The sequence below is a fragment of the Citrobacter sp. RHB21-C05 genome, assembly GCF_013889015.1.
GTDB classification, from domain to species: Bacteria; Pseudomonadota; Gammaproteobacteria; order Enterobacterales; family Enterobacteriaceae; genus Citrobacter_A; species Citrobacter_A sedlakii.
On record NZ_CP057611.1, the window covers coordinates 1,387,218 to 1,409,199 of the forward strand.

Annotated in this window: 22 protein-coding genes; 17 read left to right on the forward strand and 5 right to left on the reverse strand. The window is 56.4% G+C overall.

Going from position 1 to position 21,982, the window contains the following annotated elements; all coding sequences use genetic code 11:
• Position 1: 1 nt before the first annotated feature.
• Positions 2 to 2,002, reverse strand: a complete 2,001-nt coding sequence (gene mnmC / locus HVX72_RS06675) for a bifunctional tRNA (5-methylaminomethyl-2-thiouridine)(34)-methyltransferase MnmD/FAD-dependent 5-carboxymethylaminomethyl-2-thiouridine(34) oxidoreductase MnmC (protein WP_060570094.1) — start codon at positions 2,000 to 2,002, stop codon at positions 2 to 4.
• 158 nt (positions 2,003 to 2,160) lie between these two features.
• Here mnmC and fabB point away from each other — a divergent pair, with 158 nt between their 5' ends.
• Together fabB and HVX72_RS06685 are read left to right on the forward strand one after the other, a co-directional pair.
• Positions 2,161 to 3,378, forward strand: a complete 1,218-nt coding sequence (gene fabB / locus HVX72_RS06680; protein ID WP_060570095.1) for a beta-ketoacyl-ACP synthase I — start codon at positions 2,161 to 2,163, stop codon at positions 3,376 to 3,378.
• A gap of 103 nt (positions 3,379 to 3,481) precedes the next feature.
• A complete protein-coding gene (locus HVX72_RS06685) occupies positions 3,482 to 4,660 on the forward strand; it encodes an MFS transporter (protein ID WP_042290748.1) in 1,179 nt (392 codons plus the stop codon).
• Here HVX72_RS06685 and flk read toward each other — a convergent pair.
• Entirely contained in the window at positions 4,657 to 5,658 is a 1,002-nt protein-coding gene (gene flk / locus HVX72_RS06690; protein WP_181823249.1) for a flagella biosynthesis regulator Flk, read from the reverse strand. The genes HVX72_RS06685 and flk overlap by 4 nt on opposite strands.
• 103 nt (positions 5,659 to 5,761) lie before the next feature.
• On the opposite strand from flk, the gene pdxB reads away from it, so the two are divergent.
• From pdxB to hisP, 15 genes are all read left to right on the forward strand, one after another.
• The gene (gene pdxB / locus HVX72_RS06695) at positions 5,762 to 6,898 is read left to right on the forward strand and encodes a 4-phosphoerythronate dehydrogenase PdxB (protein ID WP_181822814.1); all 1,137 of its coding nucleotides are present in this window, start codon (positions 5,762 to 5,764) and stop codon (positions 6,896 to 6,898) included.
• A 61-nt stretch (positions 6,899 to 6,959) separates the two neighbouring features.
• Positions 6,960 to 7,973, forward strand: a complete 1,014-nt coding sequence (locus HVX72_RS06700; protein ID WP_042290745.1) for an aspartate-semialdehyde dehydrogenase — start codon at positions 6,960 to 6,962, stop codon at positions 7,971 to 7,973.
• Positions 7,973 to 8,785 carry a tRNA pseudouridine(38-40) synthase TruA gene (gene truA, locus HVX72_RS06705; protein ID WP_181822815.1) on the forward strand — a complete coding sequence of 271 codons (813 nt, stop codon included), beginning with the start codon at positions 7,973 to 7,975 and terminating at the stop codon, positions 8,783 to 8,785. The genes HVX72_RS06700 and truA overlap by 1 nt, the downstream gene beginning before the upstream one ends.
• Positions 8,786 to 8,808: 23 nt before the next feature.
• Entirely contained in the window at positions 8,809 to 9,468 is a 660-nt protein-coding gene (locus HVX72_RS06710) for a DedA family protein (protein WP_042290742.1), read from the forward strand.
• A 149-nt stretch (positions 9,469 to 9,617) separates the two neighbouring features.
• Positions 9,618 to 10,532: an acetyl-CoA carboxylase, carboxyltransferase subunit beta gene (accD, locus tag HVX72_RS06715; protein WP_181822816.1), complete on the forward strand. Its 915-nt coding sequence runs from the start codon at positions 9,618 to 9,620 to the stop codon at positions 10,530 to 10,532.
• 192 nt (positions 10,533 to 10,724) lie between these two features.
• On the forward strand, positions 10,725 to 11,993 hold the full coding sequence (gene folC / locus HVX72_RS06720; protein ID WP_181822817.1) for a bifunctional tetrahydrofolate synthase/dihydrofolate synthase: 1,269 nt from the start codon (positions 10,725 to 10,727) through the stop codon (positions 11,991 to 11,993).
• On the forward strand, positions 11,983 to 12,657 hold the full coding sequence (gene dedD, locus HVX72_RS06725) for a cell division protein DedD (protein WP_181822818.1): 675 nt from the start codon (positions 11,983 to 11,985) through the stop codon (positions 12,655 to 12,657). The genes folC and dedD overlap by 11 nt, the downstream gene beginning before the upstream one ends.
• A gap of 220 nt (positions 12,658 to 12,877) precedes the next feature.
• Positions 12,878 to 13,366 carry a colicin V production protein gene (cvpA, locus tag HVX72_RS06730; protein WP_042290946.1) on the forward strand — a complete coding sequence of 163 codons (489 nt, stop codon included), beginning with the start codon at positions 12,878 to 12,880 and terminating at the stop codon, positions 13,364 to 13,366.
• Between the two features lie 37 nt (positions 13,367 to 13,403).
• Complete coding sequence (gene purF / locus HVX72_RS06735) at positions 13,404 to 14,921, forward strand: amidophosphoribosyltransferase (protein ID WP_042290735.1); 1,518 nt, start codon at positions 13,404 to 13,406, stop codon at positions 14,919 to 14,921.
• Between the two features lie 94 nt (positions 14,922 to 15,015).
• Positions 15,016 to 15,585: a flavin prenyltransferase UbiX gene (ubiX, locus tag HVX72_RS06740; protein ID WP_181822819.1), complete on the forward strand. Its 570-nt coding sequence runs from the start codon at positions 15,016 to 15,018 to the stop codon at positions 15,583 to 15,585.
• A 288-nt stretch (positions 15,586 to 15,873) separates the two neighbouring features.
• Complete coding sequence (argT, locus tag HVX72_RS06745) at positions 15,874 to 16,656, forward strand: lysine/arginine/ornithine ABC transporter substrate-binding protein ArgT (RefSeq protein WP_181822820.1); 783 nt, start codon at positions 15,874 to 15,876, stop codon at positions 16,654 to 16,656.
• Between the two features lie 246 nt (positions 16,657 to 16,902).
• Positions 16,903 to 17,685: a histidine ABC transporter substrate-binding protein HisJ gene (hisJ, locus tag HVX72_RS06750; protein WP_181822821.1), complete on the forward strand. Its 783-nt coding sequence runs from the start codon at positions 16,903 to 16,905 to the stop codon at positions 17,683 to 17,685.
• Between the two features lie 184 nt (positions 17,686 to 17,869).
• Complete coding sequence (locus HVX72_RS06755; protein ID WP_060570100.1) at positions 17,870 to 18,556, forward strand: histidine ABC transporter permease HisQ; 687 nt, start codon at positions 17,870 to 17,872, stop codon at positions 18,554 to 18,556.
• Positions 18,553 to 19,260, forward strand: coding sequence for a histidine ABC transporter permease HisM (hisM, locus tag HVX72_RS06760; RefSeq protein WP_042290728.1), 708 nt, complete (start codon positions 18,553 to 18,555; stop codon positions 19,258 to 19,260). The genes HVX72_RS06755 and hisM overlap by 4 nt, the downstream gene beginning before the upstream one ends.
• A 13-nt stretch (positions 19,261 to 19,273) precedes the next feature.
• Positions 19,274 to 20,047, forward strand: a complete 774-nt coding sequence (gene hisP / locus HVX72_RS06765; protein ID WP_042290727.1) for a histidine ABC transporter ATP-binding protein HisP — start codon at positions 19,274 to 19,276, stop codon at positions 20,045 to 20,047.
• 59 nt (positions 20,048 to 20,106) lie between these two features.
• On the opposite strand, the gene HVX72_RS06770 is transcribed toward hisP, so the two are convergent.
• From HVX72_RS06770 to folX, 3 genes are all read right to left on the reverse strand, one after another.
• Positions 20,107 to 20,610: a GNAT family N-acetyltransferase gene (locus tag HVX72_RS06770; RefSeq protein ID WP_042290725.1), complete on the reverse strand. Its 504-nt coding sequence runs from the start codon at positions 20,608 to 20,610 to the stop codon at positions 20,107 to 20,109.
• A 70-nt stretch (positions 20,611 to 20,680) separates the two neighbouring features.
• Positions 20,681 to 21,574, reverse strand: coding sequence for a TIGR01777 family oxidoreductase (locus HVX72_RS06775; protein ID WP_181822822.1), 894 nt, complete (start codon positions 21,572 to 21,574; stop codon positions 20,681 to 20,683).
• Between the two features lie 20 nt (positions 21,575 to 21,594).
• Positions 21,595 to 21,957, reverse strand: a complete 363-nt coding sequence (gene folX / locus HVX72_RS06780; protein ID WP_042290722.1) for a dihydroneopterin triphosphate 2'-epimerase — start codon at positions 21,955 to 21,957, stop codon at positions 21,595 to 21,597.
• Positions 21,958 to 21,982 lie beyond the last annotated feature (25 nt).

Below are 21,982 nucleotides of genomic sequence, written 5' to 3' on the forward strand. Positions count from 1 at the left end.
ATTATTTCACCGTTTTCCCTTTCCGTAATTTCCTGACCCATAAACGATTCGGATTGAGCGCCGCCAGCGTACCCGCATCCAGCGGAAGGGGTTCATTGCTCATTTGCGACGCCAGGATTTCCGCACACAGAGGCGCGGAGCACAAGCCGCGTGATCCCAGCGCGCCGAGCATAAAGAGATCCTCATGTACGGGCGCGTTTGCCGCTGACGAAGGATCCCTGGCCAGACTGGCGTACTGCGTTAGCGTGGCGGCGTAATCCGGTACATTGCCGACCATCGGTAAATGGTCGCGAGTAGCGCAGCGCACGCCGCAGCGCGCCTCTTTCCCGCTGATATCCACCTCTTGCGCCCATTTCGCCGTCGGGAAGCAGTCAATTAACCGCTGCCGGTTCTGCTGCTGATCGTCCTCACGATATTCCGTTGCGTCACTGCCGCGATGATAGCTGGCGCCAATACAATGGTGCTGGTTAGCCGGATTTACCGGAGTAAGATAACCGTCATAGCACAGCACCTGGCGAAGCGCGGAAAGGGCAGGCGTGGCGGGAATATGACTGACCTGACCGCCGACCGGGTAAACGGGTAACGGCTGTGTCTGTGTGAAGTGGTTAATCGCATGGCCGTTCGCCAGCACCACGACGTCGTGTTCAGCCTGCGTGCCGTCGGCAAACCGCAGGGACCAGCCGTGCGCCGTCGCGCTTAGCGCGTCGACCGAATGACGGTAATGGCAACGTAGCCCCTGTTGTTCAGCCAGCGCCAGCACTGCGGCAGTCAATTGCGCCGGACACAGCCAGCCGCCCAGCGGATAGGAAATGCCAGCGCAGTCGATATCAACGCCGGTTAAGGCTTCCATGTGTCCACTTTTTACCGCCTGCGCCAGCGCGTCGGGGAGTTCCAGCGACAACAGTTGCGCGATCTTCTGCTGGCTTTTTTCGTCCCAGCCGGCCTGCGTGACGCCGCACCAGTCATGATCGAAAACAACCGGGAGAGCATCGTACTGACGGCGGGCAAAGGTAAAGGCGGCGGGGAAAAAGAGATTTATCGCCGCATCGTGCTTGCTGAGCAGGGGATAAAGCGCACCCTGACGGTTTCCCGATGCGCCCTGGGCGGGTTTTTCGTCCGCGCAATAGAGCGTGACCCGCCAGCCGCGACGCAGCAGCGCCAGGGACAGCAGGGCGCTGGCGATACCGCCGCCAACAATAGCCGTTTCACGCTTAAGGCTGCCCAGGCGGACAAACCACGGCGCTCTGGCGACAGGCGTAAGCCTTTGAAGCATCGCTCCGCGCAGCATTTCACGCTTGCGGCCAAAACCTTTGTATTTCTGCATGGTGAAACCGGCTTCCTGTAAACCCCGGCGCACAAATCCCGCGGAGGTAAAGGTTGCCAGCGTACCGCCGGGTCGCGCCAGTCGCGCCATAGCGTTAAACAGTCCCGGGGTCCACATGTCCGGGTTTTTGGCGGGCGCGAAGCCGTCGAGAAACCAGGCATCCACTTTCTGATGCAGACTGTCATCCAGTTGGTCGGTAAGTTCGTTAATATCTCCAAACCACAGATCGAGCGTGACGCGTCCTTCATCCAGCAGCAGGCGATGACAGCCCGCCAGCGGCAACGGCCACTGGGCGTGGAGTTGCTTTGCAAGCGCCGCCAGCTCAGGCCAGCGCTGGTGCGCGGCGACCAGATCGTCGTGGTGCAGGGGAAATTTTTCAAAACTGATAAAATGTAATCTTTGTAGCGTAGCCTCAGGGTGCGTGGCGCGAAACGCGGCAAACGCCTGCCAGAGCGTCAGAAAGTTCAGGCCGGTGCCGAAGCCGCTCTCTGCGACCACAAAAAGCGGGTCGGAATGTTCCGGAAAACGCTCAGGGATCCGGTTGCCGCCGAGAAAGACGTAACGTGTCTCTTCAAGGCCATTATCATTAGAAAAGTACACATCGTCGAAATCTCGGGAAACAGGTGTACCCTCAGCGTTGAATTCGAGGTTGGCGGGTTGTATGGCATTTTGTTTCACGTAAGTTACTCGTCTGACGGGCAGTGCCACGATCTTAGCGATGTGTGCCAGGCGGCGCAAATTTCCGGACAAAATGGCTGATCGGACTTGTTCGGCGTACAAGTGTACGCTATTGTGCCAGTCGAAACTTACTATAGTGCGACTTACAGAGGTATTGAATGAAACGTGCAGTGATTACTGGCTTGGGCATCGTTTCCAGCATCGGTAATAACCAGCAGGAAGTCCTGGCATCTCTGCGTGAAGGACGTTCAGGGATCACCTTCTCCGAAGAGTTTAAAGATGCGGGAATGCGTAGCCACGTATGGGGTAACGTCAAGCTGGATACAACCGGTTTGATCGACCGTAAAGTGGTTCGTTTCATGAACGATGCCTCTATTTATGCCTTTCTTTCCATGCAGCAGGCTATCGCTGACGCGGGCCTGAGCGATGAGGTGTATCAGAACAACCCGCGCGTGGGTCTGATTGCCGGTTCCGGCGGCTCCTCCAAAGCGCAGGTATTCGGTGCGGACGCTATGCGTAGCCCGCGCGGCCTGAAAGCAGTGGGGCCGTACGTCGTCACCAAAGCGATGGGCTCTGCGGTTTCCGCTTGCCTCGCGACGCCGTTTAAAATTCACGGCGTAAACTATTCGATCAGCTCCGCCTGTGCGACCTCCGCGCACTGCATTGGGAATGCGGTAGAGCAGATCCAACTGGGCAAACAGGACATCGTGTTTGCCGGCGGCGGCGAAGAGCTGGGCTGGGAAATGGCCTGTGAGTTCGACGCGATGGGCGCGCTGTCCACTAAGTACAACGATCAACCCGCTAAGGCGTCCCGGACTTATGATGCGCACCGTGACGGTTTCGTTATCGCTGGCGGCGGCGGGATGGTTGTGGTTGAAGAACTGGAGCACGCGCTGGCCCGTGGCGCACGCATTTATGCGGAGATCGTCGGCTACGGCGCAACCTCCGATGGCGCAGACATGGTCGCGCCGTCCGGTGAAGGCGCGGTTCGCTGCATGCAGATGGCGATGCACGGCGTGGACACCCCCATCGACTACCTGAACTCCCACGGCACCTCTACGCCGGTTGGTGATGTGAAAGAACTGGGCGCCATTCGTGAAGTGTTTGGCGATAACAGCCCGGCTATTTCTGCGACGAAAGCCATGACCGGCCACTCTCTGGGCGCCGCTGGCGTGCAGGAAGCGATTTATTCTCTGCTGATGCTGGAACACGGTTTTATCGCGCCGAGCATTAACATTGAAGAGATGGACGAGCAGGCTGCCGGACTGAACATCGTGACTGAAACCACCGAGCGCGAACTGACGACCGTCATGTCCAACAGCTTTGGTTTCGGCGGCACCAACGCCACGCTGGTTATGCGCAAGCTGAAAGCGTAAGTGACAGGCCGGATAAGGCGTATCGCCGCTATCCGGCAGAACCTGATGATTTCAAAGGGGAGCTTTCAGGCTCCCTTTTTTGTTCTGCTGCCTGGAGTCATGCATGGCTGTCGTAGCTGAAAAAGAATCCACATCTTCTGCCAATTTCTCACTGTTCCGTATCGCCTTTGCGGTGTTCCTGACCTACATGACGGTTGGATTGCCGCTGCCCGTGATTCCACTTTTTGTCCACCATGAACTGGGTTATGGCAATACGATGGTGGGGATCGCCGTCGGGATCCAGTTTCTCGCCACCGTGTTAACGCGCGGCTATGCCGGACGGCTCGCCGATCAGTATGGCGCCAAGCGCTCGGCGTTGCAGGGCATGTTCGCCTGCGCGCTGGCGGGCGGGGCATGGCTGCTGGCGGCGCTGTTGCCCGTCTCTGCGCCGGTGAAATTTGCGCTGCTGATCGCAGGACGCCTGATCCTCGGCTTTGGAGAAAGCCAGTTGCTTACCGGTACGCTGACCTGGGGGCTGGGTCTGGTGGGGCCAACGCGTTCCGGTAAAGTGATGTCCTGGAATGGGATGGCGATTTACGGCGCGCTGGCGGCAGGGGCGCCGCTGGGTTTACTCATCCACAGTCACTTTGGGTTTGCCGCGCTGGCAGGAACCACCATGGCGCTGCCGCTGCTGGCATGGGCATTTAACGGCACGGTACGTAAAGTGCCCGCGCAGACGGGAGAACGACCTTCTCTGTGGAGCGTGGTCGGGCTTATCTGGAAACCCGGTCTCGGCCTTGCGTTGCAGGGGGTGGGTTTTGCGGTTATCGGCACCTTTATTTCGCTCTATTTCGCCAGCCACGGCTGGGCAATGGCGGGTTTTACCCTCACCGCGTTCGGCGGTGCGTTTGTCCTCATGCGCGTGCTGTTTGGCTGGATGCCGGATCGCTTTGGCGGTGTAAAAGTCGCTATCGCTTCTTTATTGGTCGAGACCGTGGGTCTGGTGCTGCTATGGCTGGCGCCAACGGCGTGGATTGCTCTGCTTGGCGCGGCGTTAACCGGGGCGGGCTGCTCGCTTATTTTCCCCGCGCTGGGCGTTGAGGTGGTCAAGCGTGTCCCGGCACAGGTACGCGGGACGGCGCTGGGGGGATACGCCGCGTTTCAGGATATCTCCTACGCCATCACTGGCCCGCTGGCGGGCGTGTTGGCCACATCCTGTGGCTATCCGTCAGTGTTCCTTGCGGGGGCGATTTCCGCCGTGGTAGGGATTCTGGTGACGATCCTGTCGTTTCGCCGGGGTTAAACCACCAGCCAGAAAATCAGCAGCGCAACCATCAGGGCGAGAAACAGCAGTCCGGGACGGGCGGCGGCCGCTTTGAAGGTTTCGATCACCGGGGTAAACGGGCTGTAGATTGGCTGAATATGAAGCGGATCGCTGAGCGCTTTGTCGCGCTCAACGCGGCGCAGGAAGATCTGATTCAGCAGATCCTGAACCTGGGCGGTGGTCAACACCGTCTGCGGCTGGATCTGCCAGGTGTGCTGGGCATACTCTTTCAGCAATGCCTGTTCTGCCGGCTCCAGTGGTTGCTTCAACGCCGCCTGCAGCGATTGCAGGGTCGGGGCGTGTTGCAGACTGAGCGTTTGCCGCGCCTGAAGCCAGGTCGCCAGATGGGTAAAATGCTTCGCCGGGATCAACTCGCCGCTTTTCACGCCCGACAGTTCCAGCATGGATTGCCAGATAAGCTTACCGGACTCTCCCGTCGCGGCGGCCAGTTTGGTCACCAACTGGTTCAGGGTGTTGTGTTCCGCAGGCAACAGCGGGCGATCGGTTGCCGGGCGCTGTTGTGGTTGCGGAATAGACAATTGCCCCTGCTGGAGCAGCGTCAGTACATTCTTTAGCTGATCCGGCGTGAGCTGGCTGAGCGCCGTTTGTCCATATTGCTGGCGAATAAAATCGCTCACCGCCTGACGGTTATTCCCCTGGCTCAATAATTCCGTTAGCTGCGACAGCACCTGTCGGTTGGCATGATTTTGCTGGGCGACGCTCAGTCTCTGGCTGAGATTGTGCTCTGCGGCGGGGAAATGGCGGGACAACAACGGTGTGTCGCTTTTCACGCCAAGATCGTGTTTCATTCCGGCCCACACTTCCGCACTTTGCTGTTGCGTCAGTGAAATCAGGCGGGTTATCAGTCGCTCCAGTACCGTCCGCTGTTGAGTAGAGAGCGGTTGTTCGCCCGCAGCGGAAGAAGCGGGTTGCCCTTCACCCGGAGGGCGTGCGGGAGTACCGGAAATGGGTTGCATCATCACGTATCCTTAAACCATCAATCTTAGCAAAGTATGCCTGGCGGCCAGATTATGGCACACTTGCCCGGTTAACACTCGTTCTCAAACAGGTACGAAAGACGTGAAAATTCTCGTTGATGAAAATATGCCTTATGCCCGCGAATTGTTTAGCCGACTGGGCGAGGTAAAAGCGGTTCCTGGCCGCCCAATTCCGGTTGCTGAACTGGACGATGCGGACGCCCTCATGGTGCGTTCGGTCACCAAAGTGAATGAAGCGCTGCTGGCGGGGAAACCGGTGAAATTTGTCGGCACGGCAACGGCGGGAACCGATCACGTGGATGACCGCTGGCTTACGCAGGCCGGTATTGGTTTTTCGGCGGCGCCTGGCTGTAACGCGATTGCGGTCGTCGAGTACGTCTTTTCCGCGCTGCTGTTGCTGGCCGAACGCGACGGCTTTGCCCTGCGCGATCGTACCGTAGGTATTGTGGGGGTCGGTAACGTTGGCCGCCGTTTACAGGCGCGGCTGGAAGCGTTCGGCGTGCGTACGCTGCTGTGCGATCCGCCGCGGGCGGATCGGGGCGACGAAGGCGATTTCCGCTCGCTTGACGAGCTGGTGCGGGAGGCGGATATCCTGACCTTCCATACGCCGCTGTTTAAAGACGGTCCGTACAAGACTTTGCATCTGGCGGATGAGGCGCTGATCGCCCGTCTGAAGCCAGGGACGATCCTGATCAACGCCTGTCGTGGCGCGGTTGTGGATAACGCGGCGCTGCTGGCGCGCCTGAACGCGGGACAGCAGTTGAGCGTGGTGCTGGACGTGTGGGAAGGGGAGCCGGACCTGAACGTAGAACTGCTCAGTAAAGTGGATATCGGTACGCCGCATATTGCGGGCTATACGCTGGAAGGCAAAGCGCGCGGAACCACCCAGGTCTTTGAAGCGTTCAGCGCGTTTATCGGGCGCGCCCAACATGTCGCGCTTGACACGCTGCTGCCCGCCCCGGAATTTGGCCGTATCACGCTCCACGGCCCGTTAGATCAGCCAACGCTGAAAAGACTGGCGCATTTGGTGTATGATGTGCGCCGCGACGATGCGCCGCTGCGTCACGTCGCCGGGATACCGGGTGAATTCGATAAACTGCGCAAGACTTACCTTGAGCGCCGCGAATGGTCGTCACTGTATGTGATGTGCGACGACGCCAGCGCCGCCGCGCTATTGCATCAGCTAGGGTTTAACGCCGTTCATCATCCGGCTCGCTAACATTCTTTTTGTCGCTCCCTGCCTGCAGCGGGGAGCTTTGCTATTTCTGGAGTAAACCACCATGTCTGAAGGCTGGAATATTGCCGTTCTCGGCGCGACGGGCGCCGTTGGCGAAGCGTTGCTTGAAACTCTGGCAGAACGCCAGTTCCCGGTCGGTGAGATCTATGCGCTGGCGCGGCCAGAAAGCGCGGGTGAACATCTGCGTTTTGCCGGAAAAACGGTAACGGTGCAGGATGCGGCAGAGTTCGACTGGACGCAGGCGCAGCTGGCGTTTTTTGTCGCGGGCGTAGAGGCTACGGCGGCGTGGGTGGACGACGCCACCAACGCAGGATGCCTGGTGATTGACTCCAGCGGTCTGTTCGCCCTTGAGCCGGACGTGCCGCTGGTGGTGCCGGAAGTGAACCCGTTCGTGCTGGCGGACTACCGTAATCGTAACGTTATCGCCGTCCCGAACAGCCTGACCAGCCAACTGCTGGCGTCGCTGAAGCCGCTGATCGACCAGGGCGGTTTGTCCCGCATCAGTGTGACCAGCCTGCTTTCGGCCTCCGCACAGGGCAAAAAGGCGGTCGATGCTCTCGCCGGGCAGAGCGCGAAGCTGCTGAACGGGATCCCGATCGATGAAGACGATTTCTTTGGTCGCCAGTTGGCCTTCAACATGTTACCGCTGTTGCCGGACAGGGAAGGCAGCGTGCGCGAAGAGCGCTGTATCGTCGATGAAGTGCGCAAAATTATGCAGGATGACGGGCTGATGATCTCCGTAAGCTGCGTGCGGTCGCCGGTGTTTTACGGCCACGCGCAGATGGTCGCGTTTGAAGCTCTGCGTCCGCTGGCGGCAGAAGAGGCCCGTGACGCCTTCGCCCAGGGCGAGGATATCATGCTGTCCGACGAGACGGATTTCCCCACTCAGGTCGGCGATGCGTCTGGCAACGCGCAGCTTTCCGTAGGCTGTGTGCGTAACGACTACGGTATGCCGGAGCAAGTACAGTTCTGGTCGGTGGCCGATAACGTTCGCTTTGGCGGCGCCCTGATGGCGGTAAAAATTGCCGAGAAGCTGGTGCAGGAGTATCTCTACTGATGTCCGACCAGCTACAGCCGCCGGTGCATAAAATTGCGCTGGGCATTGAGTATGACGGCAGCAAATATTATGGCTGGCAGCGTCAGAACGAAGTGCGCAGCGTGCAGGAAAAGCTGGAAAAAGCACTCTCCCAGGTTGCCAATGAGCCGATTACCGTCTTCTGCGCCGGCCGTACCGATGCGGGCGTTCACGGCACCGGGCAGGTCGTCCATTTCGAAACGACCGCACAGCGAAAAGACGCGGCATGGACGTTAGGCGTAAATGCGAATTTACCTGGTGACATTGCCGTGCGTTGGGTGAAAGCTGTACCGGACGATTTTCATGCCCGCTTTAGCGCCACGGCTCGTCGTTATCGTTACATCATCTACAATCATCGGCTGCGTCCGGCGGTTTTAGCCAAAGGCGTCACGCATTACTATGAGCCTCTGGATGCCGAGCGGATGCACCGCGCGGCGCAATGCCTGATTGGCGAGAACGATTTTACCTCGTTTCGCGCCGTTCAGTGCCAGTCGCGCACGCCGTGGCGTAACGTGATGCATATTAGCGTGTCGCGTTATGGCGCATATGTGGTGGTCGATATCAAAGCCAATGCCTTTGTACATCATATGGTCAGGAATATTGTCGGCAGCCTGATGGAAGTGGGCGCCAACAACCAGCCGGAGAGCTGGATAGCAGAGCTGTTAGCGGCAAAGGACAGAACGCTTGCAGCGGCAACGGCGAAAGCGGAAGGGCTGTATCTGGTCGCGGTGGATTATCCGGACCGGTTTGATCTTCCGAAACCGCCTATGGGCCCGCTGTTCCTGGCGGACTAATTCGCGTCGTAAAAGGCATAATTATGGACCTGATTTACTTTCTTATTGATTTCATCCTGCACATCGATGTGCATCTGGCAGAGCTGGTTGCCGAATATGGCATCTGGGTATACGCCATTTTGTTCCTGATTTTGTTTTGTGAAACGGGTCTGGTGGTCACGCCGTTCCTGCCGGGAGATTCCCTGCTGTTCGTTGCCGGGGCGCTGGCGTCGCTGCCCAATAACGATCTCAACGTCCATATGATGGTGGTATTAATGCTGATTGCCGCAATTGTTGGCGACGCGGTTAACTACACCATTGGCCGACTGTTCGGCGATAAGCTTTTCAGCAACCCGGACTCGAAAATTTTCCGCCGCAGTTACCTCGACAAAACCCACCAGTTTTACGAGAAGCATGGCGGCAAAACCATCATTCTCGCCCGCTTTGTGCCGATCGTCAGAACGTTCGCGCCGTTCGTGGCGGGAATGGGGCATATGTCTTATCGTCATTTTGCCGCTTACAACGTGATTGGCGCGCTGTTGTGGGTATTGCTGTTTACCTACGCGGGCTACTTCTTCGGCACTCTCCCGATGATCCAGGATAACCTGAAGCTGTTGATCGTCGGCATTATCGTGGTGTCCATATTGCCCGGCGTTTACGAAATTATTCGTCATAAACGTGCTGCGTCGCGTGTAACAAAATAGAAACTAACACAGCGGTTCGACCACTTTTTTATCCAAAGTTACGGGCTGTTATGTTTTAATGTGCAACATTCATGGTCTGTTGGGGGCAAAAATGGCATCATGCGCCCCTTATAACAAAGCTAACCAGGGTTCAGGCAGAAAGGTCACCAATGAGCTGGATTGAACGAATTAAAAGCAACATTACTCCAACCCGCAAGGCAAGCATTCCTGAAGGGGTGTGGACCAAATGTGATAGCTGCGGTCAGGTTTTATATCGCGCTGAGCTGGAACGTAATCTTGAGGTCTGTCCGAAGTGTGACCATCACATGCGCATGTCGGCGCGCAATCGCCTGCATAGCCTGTTAGATGAAGGTTCTCTTGTGGAGCTGGGTAGCGAACTTGAGCCGAAAGACGTGCTGAAGTTCCGTGACTCCAAGAAGTATAAAGATCGTCTGGCTTCCGCGCAGAAGGAAACCGGCGAAAAAGACGCGCTGGTGGTCATGAAAGGTACGCTTCACGGCATGCCGGTTGTCGCGGCGGCCTTTGAGTTTGCCTTTATGGGCGGTTCCATGGGATCTGTTGTCGGTGCGCGTTTCGTCCGCGCCGTTGAGCAGGCGCTGGAAGATAACTGCCCGCTGATCTGCTTCTCCGCGTCCGGCGGCGCGCGTATGCAGGAAGCGCTGATGTCGTTGATGCAGATGGCGAAAACTTCCGCTGCGCTGGCGAAAATGCAGGAACGTGGTCTGCCGTACATTTCGGTGCTTACTGACCCGACAATGGGTGGCGTATCCGCAAGCTTCGCGATGCTGGGCGATCTTAATGTCGCTGAACCGAAAGCGTTGATTGGCTTCGCCGGTCCGCGCGTGATCGAGCAAACCGTCCGTGAGAAATTGCCGCCGGGATTCCAGCGCAGTGAGTTTCTGATCGAAAAAGGCGCTATCGATATGATTGTCCGCCGTCCGGAAATGCGCCTGAAACTGGCCAGCATTCTGGCGAAGCTAATGAACTTACCCGCGCCGAATCCGGATGCTCCACGTGAAGGCGTGGTGGTACCTCCGGTACCGGATCAGGAACCCGAGGCCTGATAATTTACTTTATGGATTTCGAGTTGCAGGTAGGCGGCAAGAGCGTTCATCCCGATGAGCTTGCACAGGCAAGTGATTCGGGTGAACGAGAGCAGCCAACAAGCCTGCAGCTTGAAAAACGACGAGTACAAAAGGGCAGGGCCAGTTGGCGCTGCCTTTTGCTTTTCTCAATGTAACCAATTTACGGGCATCATGGATAACAAACGCATTCCCCAAGCCGCGTCGCCCCTGGCCTCGTGGCTTTCTTATCTGGAAAATCTCCACGCCAAAACGATTGATATGGGTCTTGAGCGCGTAAGTCAGGTGGCAGCGAAACTGGACGTGTTAAAGCCCGCGCCATTTGTCTTTACCGTCGCCGGAACGAACGGCAAAGGCACAACCTGCCGCACGCTGGAGTCCGTATTGACGGCGGCAGGCTACAGCGTGGGCGTTTACAGTTCGCCGCATCTGGTCCGTTACACTGAGCGCGTGCGCATTGCGGGTAAAGAACTGCCGGAATCGGCCCATACCGCCTCTTTTGCGGAAATTGAAGCTGCGCGCGGTGAGATTTCCCTGACCTATTTTGAGTACGGTACGCTATCCGCACTGTGGTTGTTTAAGCAGGCGAATCTTGATGTCGTTATTCTGGAGGTGGGGTTAGGCGGTCGGCTGGACGCCACCAATATGGTGGATGCTGACGTCGCGGTGATCACCAGTATCGCGCTTGACCACACCGACTGGCTGGGACCGGATCGCGAAAGCATTGGCCGGGAAAAAGCCGGGATCTTCCGCGCTGAAAAACCGGCGATTGTTGGCGAACCGGAAATGCCGTATACCATCGCCGACGTCGCGCAGGAAAAAGGGGCTTTGCTCCAGCGACGCGGCGTAGACTGGCATTATGCGGTGTCTGACGACAGCTGGCGTTTTACCGACGCCAACGGTACGTTAACCGGATTGCCGTTGCCGCAGGTGCCGCAGCCAAACGCGGCGACGGCGCTGGCGGCGCTGCGTGCAAGCGGGCTTACGATCGGCGAGCAGGCGATCCGCGACGGTATTGCCGGGGCGATTCTACCCGGACGTTTTCAGATTGTGAGCGAGTCCCCACGGGTCATTCTTGATGTCGCGCATAATCCCCATGCGGCGGAATACCTGACCGGGCGACTGAAAGGGTTACCGAAACAAGGGCGCGTGCTGGCGGTTATCGGTATGCTACATGATAAGGATATTGCGGGAACGTTAGCCTGGTTGAAAAGCGTGGTCGACGACTGGTATTGTGCTCCGCTGGAAGGGCCGCGCGGCGCGACGGCGGAACAACTGCTGGAACATCTGGGCCAGGGCACTGTCTATGACAGTGTCGCGCAGGCATGGCAGGCGGCGCTGGCGGAGGCGAAACCAGAAGATACCGTACTGGTATGTGGATCATTCCACACGGTGGCACATGTCATGGAAGTGATGGACGCGGGGAGAATCGGTGGCGAGTAAATTTCAGAATCGTTTAGTTGGCACAATTGTGCTGGTCGCACTGGGCGTGATTGTGCTTCCAGGCCTGCTCGACGGGCAAAAAAAGCATTATCAGGATGAGTTTGCCGCTATCCCGCTGGTGCCGAAACCGGGCGATCGCGATGAGCCTGATATGATGCCCGCCGCCACGCAGGCTTTGCCGACCCAGCCGCCGGAAGGCGCTGCGGAAGAAGTGCGCGCAGGCGATGCGGCGGCGCCGTCGCTGGACCCTTCGCGCTATGCGTCGACCAACAATCCGGCGATTGATCCGGCGCCAGCGCCGGTTGAAAAGCCAAAACCAAAACCGGTTGAAAAACCGAAGCCGCAGCCGAAACCACAGCCGGTGGTAGAGCCGACAGCGCCTGCGCCTAAGCCCGCGGCAGAAGAAAAACCGGCACCGACCGGGAAAGCCTATGTTGTTCAGTTAGGGGCGTTGAAAAACGCCGACAAGGTCAATGAGATTGTGGGTAAACTTCGCGGCGCGGGTTACCGGGTATATACTGTGCCGTCGACGCCAGTGCAGGGAAAAATCACCCGCATCCTGGTCGGGCCGGACGCGTCTCGCGACAAGCTGAAAAGCGCGCTTGGTGAACTGAAACAGCTCTCCGGGCTAAGCGGAGTGGTGATGGGATACAGTCCGAACTAAGCCCCCTATCGCCAGGCGCGACGCGGTTTTTCAGGCCGGATAAGGCGTTAACGACGCCATCCGGCAAGGCCAAAAACGGCCAAAAAGTATGATGGCGTTGAATATTTTTTCAGCGCCATTTTTATTTACGCGCGGGAAGGAAATCCCTACGCAAACGTTTTCTTTTTCTGTTAGAATGCGCCCCGAACAGGACGGCAGGGCGTTAAATCGTGGGACACTTATGGTCTGGATTGATTACGCCATTATCGCGGTGATTGGTTTTTCCTGTCTGGTTAGCCTGATCCGTGGCTTTGTACGTGAAGCGTTATCGTTGGTGACATGGGGTTGTGCTTTCTTTGTCGCCAGCCATTACTACACTTATCTGTCTGTCTGGTTTTCGGGCTTTGAAGACGAACTGGTTCGAAACGGGATTGCCATCGCGGTGCTGTTTATCGCGACGCTCATTGTCGGCGCGGTCGTCAACTTTGTTATCGGGCAACTGGTCGAAAAAACCGGGTTGTCCGGTACTGACCGGGTGCTGGGGATCTGTTTTGGGGCTCTGCGTGGTGTACTGATTGTTGCCGCCATTCTGTTCTTTCTCGATACCTTTACCGGTTTGTCGAAAAGTGAGGACTGGAGTCAGTCACGGCTTATCCCGGAGTTCAGTTTCATCATCAGATGGTTTTTTGACTATCTGCAAAGCTCGTCAAGTTTCTTGCCCAGAACCTGACTGGGTTCTGAGATGTGGTTAACGAGGAAAAAGACGTATGTGCGGTATTGTCGGTATCGCCGGTGTTATGCCGGTCAACCAGTCGATTTATGACGCCTTAACGGTGCTCCAGCATCGTGGCCAGGATGCCGCAGGCATCATCACCATTGATGCGAACAACTGCTTTCGCTTGCGTAAAGCGAACGGCCTGGTGAGCGACGTGTTCGAAGCGCGTCACATGCAGCGTATGCAGGGCAACATGGGTATCGGTCATGTGCGCTACCCAACGGCTGGCAGCTCCAGCGCCTCAGAGGCTCAGCCATTCTACGTCAACTCACCGTATGGCATCACGCTTGCCCACAATGGCAATCTGACCAACGCCCACGAGCTGCGTAAAAAGCTGTTCGAAGAAAAGCGTCGCCACATCAACACCACCTCCGATTCAGAGATCCTGCTGAATATCTTTGCCAGCGAGCTGGATAACTTTCGTCACTATCCGCTGGAAGCCGATAACATTTTTGCCGCTATCGCCGCGACTAACCGCCAGATTCGCGGGGCGTATGCCTGCGTGGCGATGATTATCGGCCACGGGATGATCGCCTTTCGCGATCCGAACGGGATCCGTCCGCTGGTGCTGGGCAAACGCGATATTGGCGATGGCCGTACCGAGTACATGGTGGCCTCAGAAAGCGTGGCGCTTGATACGCTGGGCTTCGAATTCCTCCGTGACGTCGCGCCCGGCGAGGCGGTGTACATCACGGAAAAAGGCCAACTGTTTACCCGCCAGTGTGCGGAAAACCCGGTCAGCAACCCGTGTCTGTTTGAGTACGTCTACTTTGCGCGTCCGGACTCCTTCATTGACAAAATTTCCGTCTACAGCGCCCGCGTTAATATGGGGACCAGGCTGGGTGAAAAAATTGCCCGTGAGTGGGAAGACCTGGATATCGACGTGGTGATCCCGATCCCGGAAACGTCCTGCGATATCGCGCTGGAAATTGCCCGTATTCTGGGTAAGCCGTACCGCCAGGGGTTTGTGAAAAACCGCTACGTGGGACGTACCTTTATCATGCCGGGTCAGCAGCTGCGCCGTAAATCGGTGCGCCGCAAGCTGAACGCTAATCGCGCGGAGTTCCGGGATAAAAACGTTCTGCTGGTCGATGACTCTATCGTGCGCGGCACCACCTCTGAGCAGATCATTGAGATGGCGCGTGAAGCCGGGGCGAAAAAGGTCTATCTGGCGTCAGCCGCGCCGGAAATTCGTTTCCCGAACGTGTACGGCATTGACATGCCTACCGCTAACGAACTGATCGCCCACGGTCGTGAAGTGGATGAGATTCGCCAGATTATCGGCGCAGACGGCCTAATCTTCCAGGATCTGAACGATCTTATCGAAGCCGTACGCGCCGAGAACCCGGATATTCAGCAGTTTGAATGCTCGGTATTTAACGGCGTGTACGTCACCAAAGACGTTGACCAGCAGTATCTTGATTTCCTCGATTCCCTGCGCAATGACGATGCCAAAGCGGTGCAGCGGCAGAACGAAGTGGAAAATCTCGAAATGCATAACGAAGGGTAATCTCTTCCTCTCAGGGTGCGGTTTCCGCACCCTGCTTGCAACTCCCCCTGAAATCCTGCAAAGTCAGCCCAGAAGTCAGACAGGGCGATATATCATGAAACGACTCATCGTAGGAATTAGCGGCGCCAGCGGCGCCATTTACGGCGTGCGCGTGTTGCAGGTTTTACGCGACGTGCCGGATGTTGAAACGCACCTGATTATGAGTCAGGCCGCCCGACAGACGTTGTCGCTGGAAACCGACTTATCGCTGCGCGACGTGCAGGCGCTTGCTGATGTCACCCACGACGCGCGTGACATTGCCGCCAGCGTCTCCTCTGGCTCTTTTCAGACCGCGGGAATGGTCATCCTGCCATGCTCGATTAAAACGCTGTCCGGCATTGTGCACAGCTATACCGACGGTCTGCTCACCCGCGCCGCCGACGTGGTGCTGAAAGAGCGCCGTCCGCTGGTGCTCTGTGTGCGGGAAACACCGCTGCATCTGGGGCATCTTCGATTAATGACCCAGGCGGCGGAAATTGGCGCGGTGATTATGCCGCCGGTTCCGGCGTTTTATCATCGTCCGCAGTCGCTGGATGATGTGATAAATCAAACCGTTAACCGCGTTCTTGATCAGTTTGACATTGCGCTACCGCAGGATCTCTTTGCCCGCTGGCAGGGCGCATAGCGCTGCCTGCTTAGCGCGCCTTCTGGCAACCGTTGCCCTGTTATAGGGCAATTTTGTAACCGCGATCATATCCTCGACATTTAATTCGCTAAAAGCCACCGAAACGCTGCGGTTCATCCGCCAGACCTGCTATCTTCAACATCAGGACAATATTGCAACGTTTTATTAACATATTTAACGTCGAATATCCTCATCGACGCGAAAATGGCATAAGACCTGCATGAAAAAGCCTGCAAACACACAACACAACGCAAAACATAATAAAGTCATTCCACTTGAGGGTTATGTATGAAGAAGTCAGTTCTCGCTCTGTCATTACTGATAGGTCTTTCTGTTGGCGCATCCAGCTATGCCGCGTTACCGGAAACGGTTCGTATCGGTACGGACACCACCTACGCGCCATTCTCTTCGAAAGACGCCAAAGGCGATTTTGTCGGCTTTGATATCGATCTGGGCAATGAGATGTGCAAGCGTATGCAGGTCAAATGTACCTGGGTCGCCAGCGATTTCGACGCGCTGATCCCGTCCCTCAAGGCGAAGAAAATCGATGCCATCATCTCTTCGCTTTCCATCACCGATAAGCGTCAGCAGGAAATCGCCTTCTCTGACAAACTCTACGCGGCTGACTCACGACTGATTGCGGCGAAAGGTTCGCCGATCCAACCGACGCTGGATGCGCTGAAAGGCAAACACGTCGGCGTTCTGCAGGGGTCCACCCAGGAAGCGTATGCCAATGACAACTGGCGCAGTAAAGGTGTAGATGTGGTGGCGTACGCCAACCAGGATCTGATTTACTCCGATCTGACGGCGGGCCGCCTTGATGCTGCTCTGCAGGATGAAGTGGCCGCCAGCGAAGGATTCCTGAAACAACCTGCCGGTAAAGACTATGCGTTTGCCGGTCCTTCCGTGAAAGACAAGAAGTACTTTGGCGACGGGACGGGCGTCGGTTTACGTAAGGACGACGCAGAGCTGAAAGCGGCCTTTGACAAGGCGCTGGGCGATCTGCGTAATGACGGTACTTACGACAAGATGGCGAAAAAGTACTTCGACTTTAACGTCTACGGCGACTGATCGCGCCAGTGAGGGGATCTGGCTGCACCGTTTGGATAACCTTTCGCGGTGCAGTCAGGCAGAAATGCACCATAACAGTGCAGTGGTTGGATCGGCTGGCGGAAATATGCATACTTAAGCGCTTTTCATGCAAAATAAACCGGCTATTTGGGTAGAATGCTTTGCCTTGCCGACCCGATTAATGGCACGATAACCGCACTTGGTCCTGTAAAGATCCCCTATAAAGACAGTCTGTTGAGGATAGCTATGAAAAAACTGGTGTTATCTCTTTCCCTGGTGCTGGCCTTCTCCAGCGCTACCGCAGCTTTTGCCGCCATTCCGCAAAAAATTCGCATTGGTACCGATCCTACTTACGCCCCCTTTGAATCGAAAAACACACAGGGTGAACTGGTGGGTTTTGATATCGATCTGGCGAAAGAGCTGTGCAAACGTATCAATACACAATGCACCTTCGTTGAGAACCCGCTGGACGCGCTGATCCCGTCGTTAAAAGCGAAGAAAATCGATGCCATCATGTCTTCGCTTTCCATCACGGAAAAGCGCCAGCAGGAGATCGCTTTCACTGACAAACTGTATGCCGCTGATTCGCGTCTGGTGGTGGCCAAAGATTCCGATATTCAGCCGACCGTCGAGTCGCTGAAAGGCAAGCGCGTCGGCGTACTTCAGGGCACCACTCAGGAGACGTTTGGTAACGAGCATTGGGCGCCGAAGGGCATTGAGATTGTCTCTTACCAGGGGCAGGACAACATCTACTCTGACCTGACTGCGGGACGTATTGATGCGGCATTCCAGGACGAAGTCGCGGCAAGCGAAGGCTTTCTGAAGCAACCCGTTGGCAAAGATTACAAATTCGGCGGCCCGTCTGTGAAAGACGAGAAACTGTTCGGCGTCGGGACCGGTATGGGTCTGCGTAAAGAAGACAACGAACTGCGTGAAGCCCTTAATAAAGCGTTTGCCGATATGCGCGCTGACGGGACTTACGAAAAGCTGGCGAAAAAGTACTTTGATTTTGATGTTTATGGCGGTTAATTCCCGCCGGTGCAGATAAAGCCCGAAACGGCGTGATGATCCTTTTTTCAACCTGATGGCGCAATGTTTATCCGGCCTGCAGACAGTTGTCTTAGGCCAGATAAGGTCAGTGCCGCCATCCGGCATACGAAGGACGTGACGTCAAAAGAGGCGCTTACTCACCACTCACGACAGGACAGGCAGCATGTTGTACGGCTTTTCAGGTGTTATTTTACAGGGCGCGATCGTCACGCTGGAACTGGCGCTCAGTTCCGTCGTGCTGGCGGTGCTGATCGGCCTCGTCGGGGCGGGGGCTAAACTCTCGCAAAACCGGGTGACGGGGCTTATTTTCGAAGGGTATACCACCCTGATTCGCGGTGTGCCGGATCTGGTGCTGATGCTGCTGATCTTCTACGGTCTGCAGATTGCGCTAAATACGGTCACCGACGCGCTGGGGGTCGGCCAAATCGATATTGATCCAATGGTTGCCGGTATTATTACTCTCGGCTTTATTTACGGCGCCTATTTCACGGAAACTTTCCGCGGTGCGTTCATGGCGGTGCCGAGAGGTCATATCGAAGCGGCGACCGCCTTTGGTTTTACGTCATCGCAGACGTTTCGCCGCATAATGTTTCCGGCAATGATGCGCTATGCGCTGCCCGGCATTGGCAACAACTGGCAGGTTATCCTGAAAGCCACGGCGCTGGTCTCGCTGCTCGGTCTGGAAGATGTGGTAAAAGCCACGCAACTGGCCGGTAAGAGCACCTGGGAGCCCTTTTATTTCGCAGTGGTGTGCGGGCTGATTTATCTGGTATTTACGACTGTGTCCAATGGTGTGCTGCTGTTCCTCGAGCGCCGTTACTCCGTGGGTGTAAAGAGGGCTGACCTGTGATCGATATTATTCAGGAGTACTGGAAATCCCTGCTCTGGACCGACGGCTATCGCTTTACCGGCGTGGCGATTACCCTGTGGCTGCTGATCTCATCAGTGGTGATGGGGGGCATCCTGGCGGTGATCCTCGCGATTGGCCGCGTTTCCAGCAATAAGTTTATCCAGTTCCCCATCTGGTTATTTACCTATATCTTTCGCGGGACGCCGCTGTATGTGCAACTCCTGGTGTTCTATTCGGGGATGTATACCCTGGAAATCGTCAAAGGCACCGATTTCCTCAACGCCTTCTTTCGTAGCGGCCTGAACTGTACCGTTCTGGCGTTAACCCTTAACACCTGCGCCTATACTACCGAGATTTTTGCCGGCGCCATTCGCTCGGTGCCGCATGGTGAAATCGAGGCCGCGCGGGCCTATGGCTTTTCTTCGTTTAAAATGTACCGCTGCATTATTTTGCCTTCGGCGCTGCGTATTGCGCTTCCGGCGTACAGCAACGAGGTTATTTTAATGCTGCATTCCACGGCCCTGGCTTTTACCGCGACGGTACCGGATCTGCTTAAAATCGCTCGCGATATCAATTCAGCGACCTATCAGCCCTTTACCGCTTTCGGGCTTGCCGCCGTGCTGTATTTAATCATTTCGTATGTCCTGATCAGTCTGTTCCGCAGGGCGGAAAGGCGCTGGTTGCAGCATGTTTCCTCTAAATAATTCGAGTAACACGATGTCTGAGAATAAATTAAACGTTATCGATTTGCACAAACGCTACGGCGAACATGAAGTGCTGAAAGGGGTATCGCTGCAGGCCAACGCCGGGGATGTGATAAGTATTATCGGCTCATCGGGTTCGGGGAAAAGTACCTTTCTGCGCTGCATTAACTTCCTTGAGAAGCCGAGCGAAGGATCGATTGTGGTCAGCGGCCAAAATATCACGCTGGTACGCGACAAAGACGGTCAACTGAAGGTGGCGGATAAAACCCAGCTCCGCCTGTTGCGCACGCGTCTGACGATGGTGTTTCAGCACTTTAACCTGTGGAGCCACATGACGGTGCTGGAGAACGTCATGGAAGCGCCGGTTCAGGTACTGGGCCTGAGCAAGCAGGAAGCCCGCGAACGGGCGATCAAGTATCTGGCGAAAGTGGGCATTGATGAGCGTGCCCAGGGTAAATATCCGGTGCATCTTTCCGGCGGGCAGCAGCAGCGCGTGTCGATTGCCCGCGCGCTGGCGATGGAACCGGAGGTACTGTTGTTTGATGAGCCGACCTCTGCGCTGGATCCTGAACTGGTGGGTGAAGTGTTGCGCATCATGCAGCAACTGGCGGAAGAGGGCAAAACCATGGTAGTGGTGACCCACGAAATGGGTTTTGCTCGCCATGTGTCAAGCCACGTGATTTTCCTGCATCAGGGGAAGATTGAAGAAGAAGGGGAGCCAGAGCAACTGTTTGGCAATCCGCAAAGCCCGCGATTGCAGCAGTTTCTTAAAGGTTCGTTGAAATAGTCACCGGTTTCGCCGGGTGGCAAATCGCGTTTCTTACAGGTTGGATCAGCGCCGCGCCTTCAGGCGCTTTCCAGCCGGTAACCCCAGTCATCATAGCGAATGCCATTGATCGTAAATGCTTTTTCCAGCACCTGCGTGCGCGCGAATCCGAGCTTTTCCAGCAATCTTACGGACCCCCGGTTTTCTGCCAGCACCCAGGCGTTGATCGCCTGTAGCCCCGCATCGTGAAAGCCATACTCGCACACGGCGCGAACGGCTTCGCTGGCAAAGCCGCGCCCCTGCACATCAGGGAGCAGGCAATAGCCGATATCCGCTTCCTGGGGAAACTGATGGCTGATTTGCAGACCGACGTCCCCTAGCGGGGTTGCGTCATGATGCTGGCGAATAACGAACATATGTTTCGAAACCAGACGACGCGCGAACAGTAAACGGATATCGCGTTCCGGGCAGCGTTCGCCCATATACCGCATAATATCCGGGTTCTCTCGCAGGGCGAGAAAGAAAGGCCAGTCGGTCGCCTGAAAAGGGGAGAGCGTCAGTCGCGGGGTCGTCAGTAAAGCCATAAAATCGCCATTCCGGAAGTCATCCTGATTACCTTACCACCGGAACGGCGAGCATGCACAGGCCGGAGGGTTAGCGAATCACATCTTCCAGCGCTTCTTCGAGGTCATACCAGCGAAAGGCGAAGCCTGCGGCTTCCAGACGTTTCGGCAGCGCGCGCTGGCCACCCAATACCAGCACCGAGGACTCGCCCATCAGCAGGCGAATCGCCGTCGCCGGGACGCGAACGAAAGCAGGGCGCTGTAGCGCATGTCCAAGCGCATGGGCGAACTGCTCGTTACGCACGGGATAGGGCGAAACCATATTGAAGGGGCCGCGCAGATCGTTATCCAGCAGCCAAAGGATGCCGTTCACCATGTCATCAACGTGGATCCACGGTAAATACTGGCGGCCATTGCCAATCGGTCCTCCCAGCCCCAGCCGGAACGGCGGAACCATTTTACCGAGAATACCGCCTTTGGGCGCCAGCACGACGCCGGTACGCAGCAGGCAAACGCGGGTGCGATCGCTTTGGGCGGTGCAGGCGATTTGTTCCCAGCGCGCGCACAGCTTATGCGTGAATTCATTATGCGGCGGCTCTTCCTCGGTCACCACCACTTCACCCAAATCACCGTAATAGCCGGTAGCGGAGCCGGAAATCAGTACCGAGGGCGGCGTCTCGCTGGCATTAATCAGATCCGCCAGTTTCTGCGTGATGCGCCAGCGACTCTGGCAAAGACGCTCCTTTTGTGCGCTCGACCAGCGCTTGTCGGCAATCGGCTCACCCGCAAGATTGATCACCGCGTCGACATCATCAAGCTGCTTTTTATCGTCCAGGGTGGTCCAGAGCGCCACCCGACTGTCGAGCCGATCCCGGGCTTTTTCGGGGCTGCGAGTGAGAACCGTCACCTGATGCCCGAGCGCCAACAGACGCGGGATAAGGTGTCCGCCGATAAGACCTGTTCCTCCGGTAACCAGTATGTTCATGCAGCCTCCCGTAAAGGCGACTAACGCCGCCAGCTTAAGGTCATAGATACCGAATCGGCATAACGTAACGCGTGAAGCTTATCGATTTCCACTTCAGCATAAGTGACCCAGTGGTGTTCGCGTGCGATGTCGAGCACATCCTGCGTTAATTTTTCCAGCAACGAAAAACGGTTGTTTTCGACGTGCTGAAGAATGCTTTTCGTGATGGTACGGTAATTCAACGCATCGTTAATATCTTCGCTGACCCGCGCTTTTTCTGCCGGATAATGAATCGCAACGTTGATCACAATATCCTGGCGGTTAGTGATCTCTTCTTCTTTGATACCGATAAAGGTGCGTAAGCGAAGGTTTTTTATACGAATAATAGCGTCAGGTTGAGACATTGCAGAGTTCTCCATATATGAACCT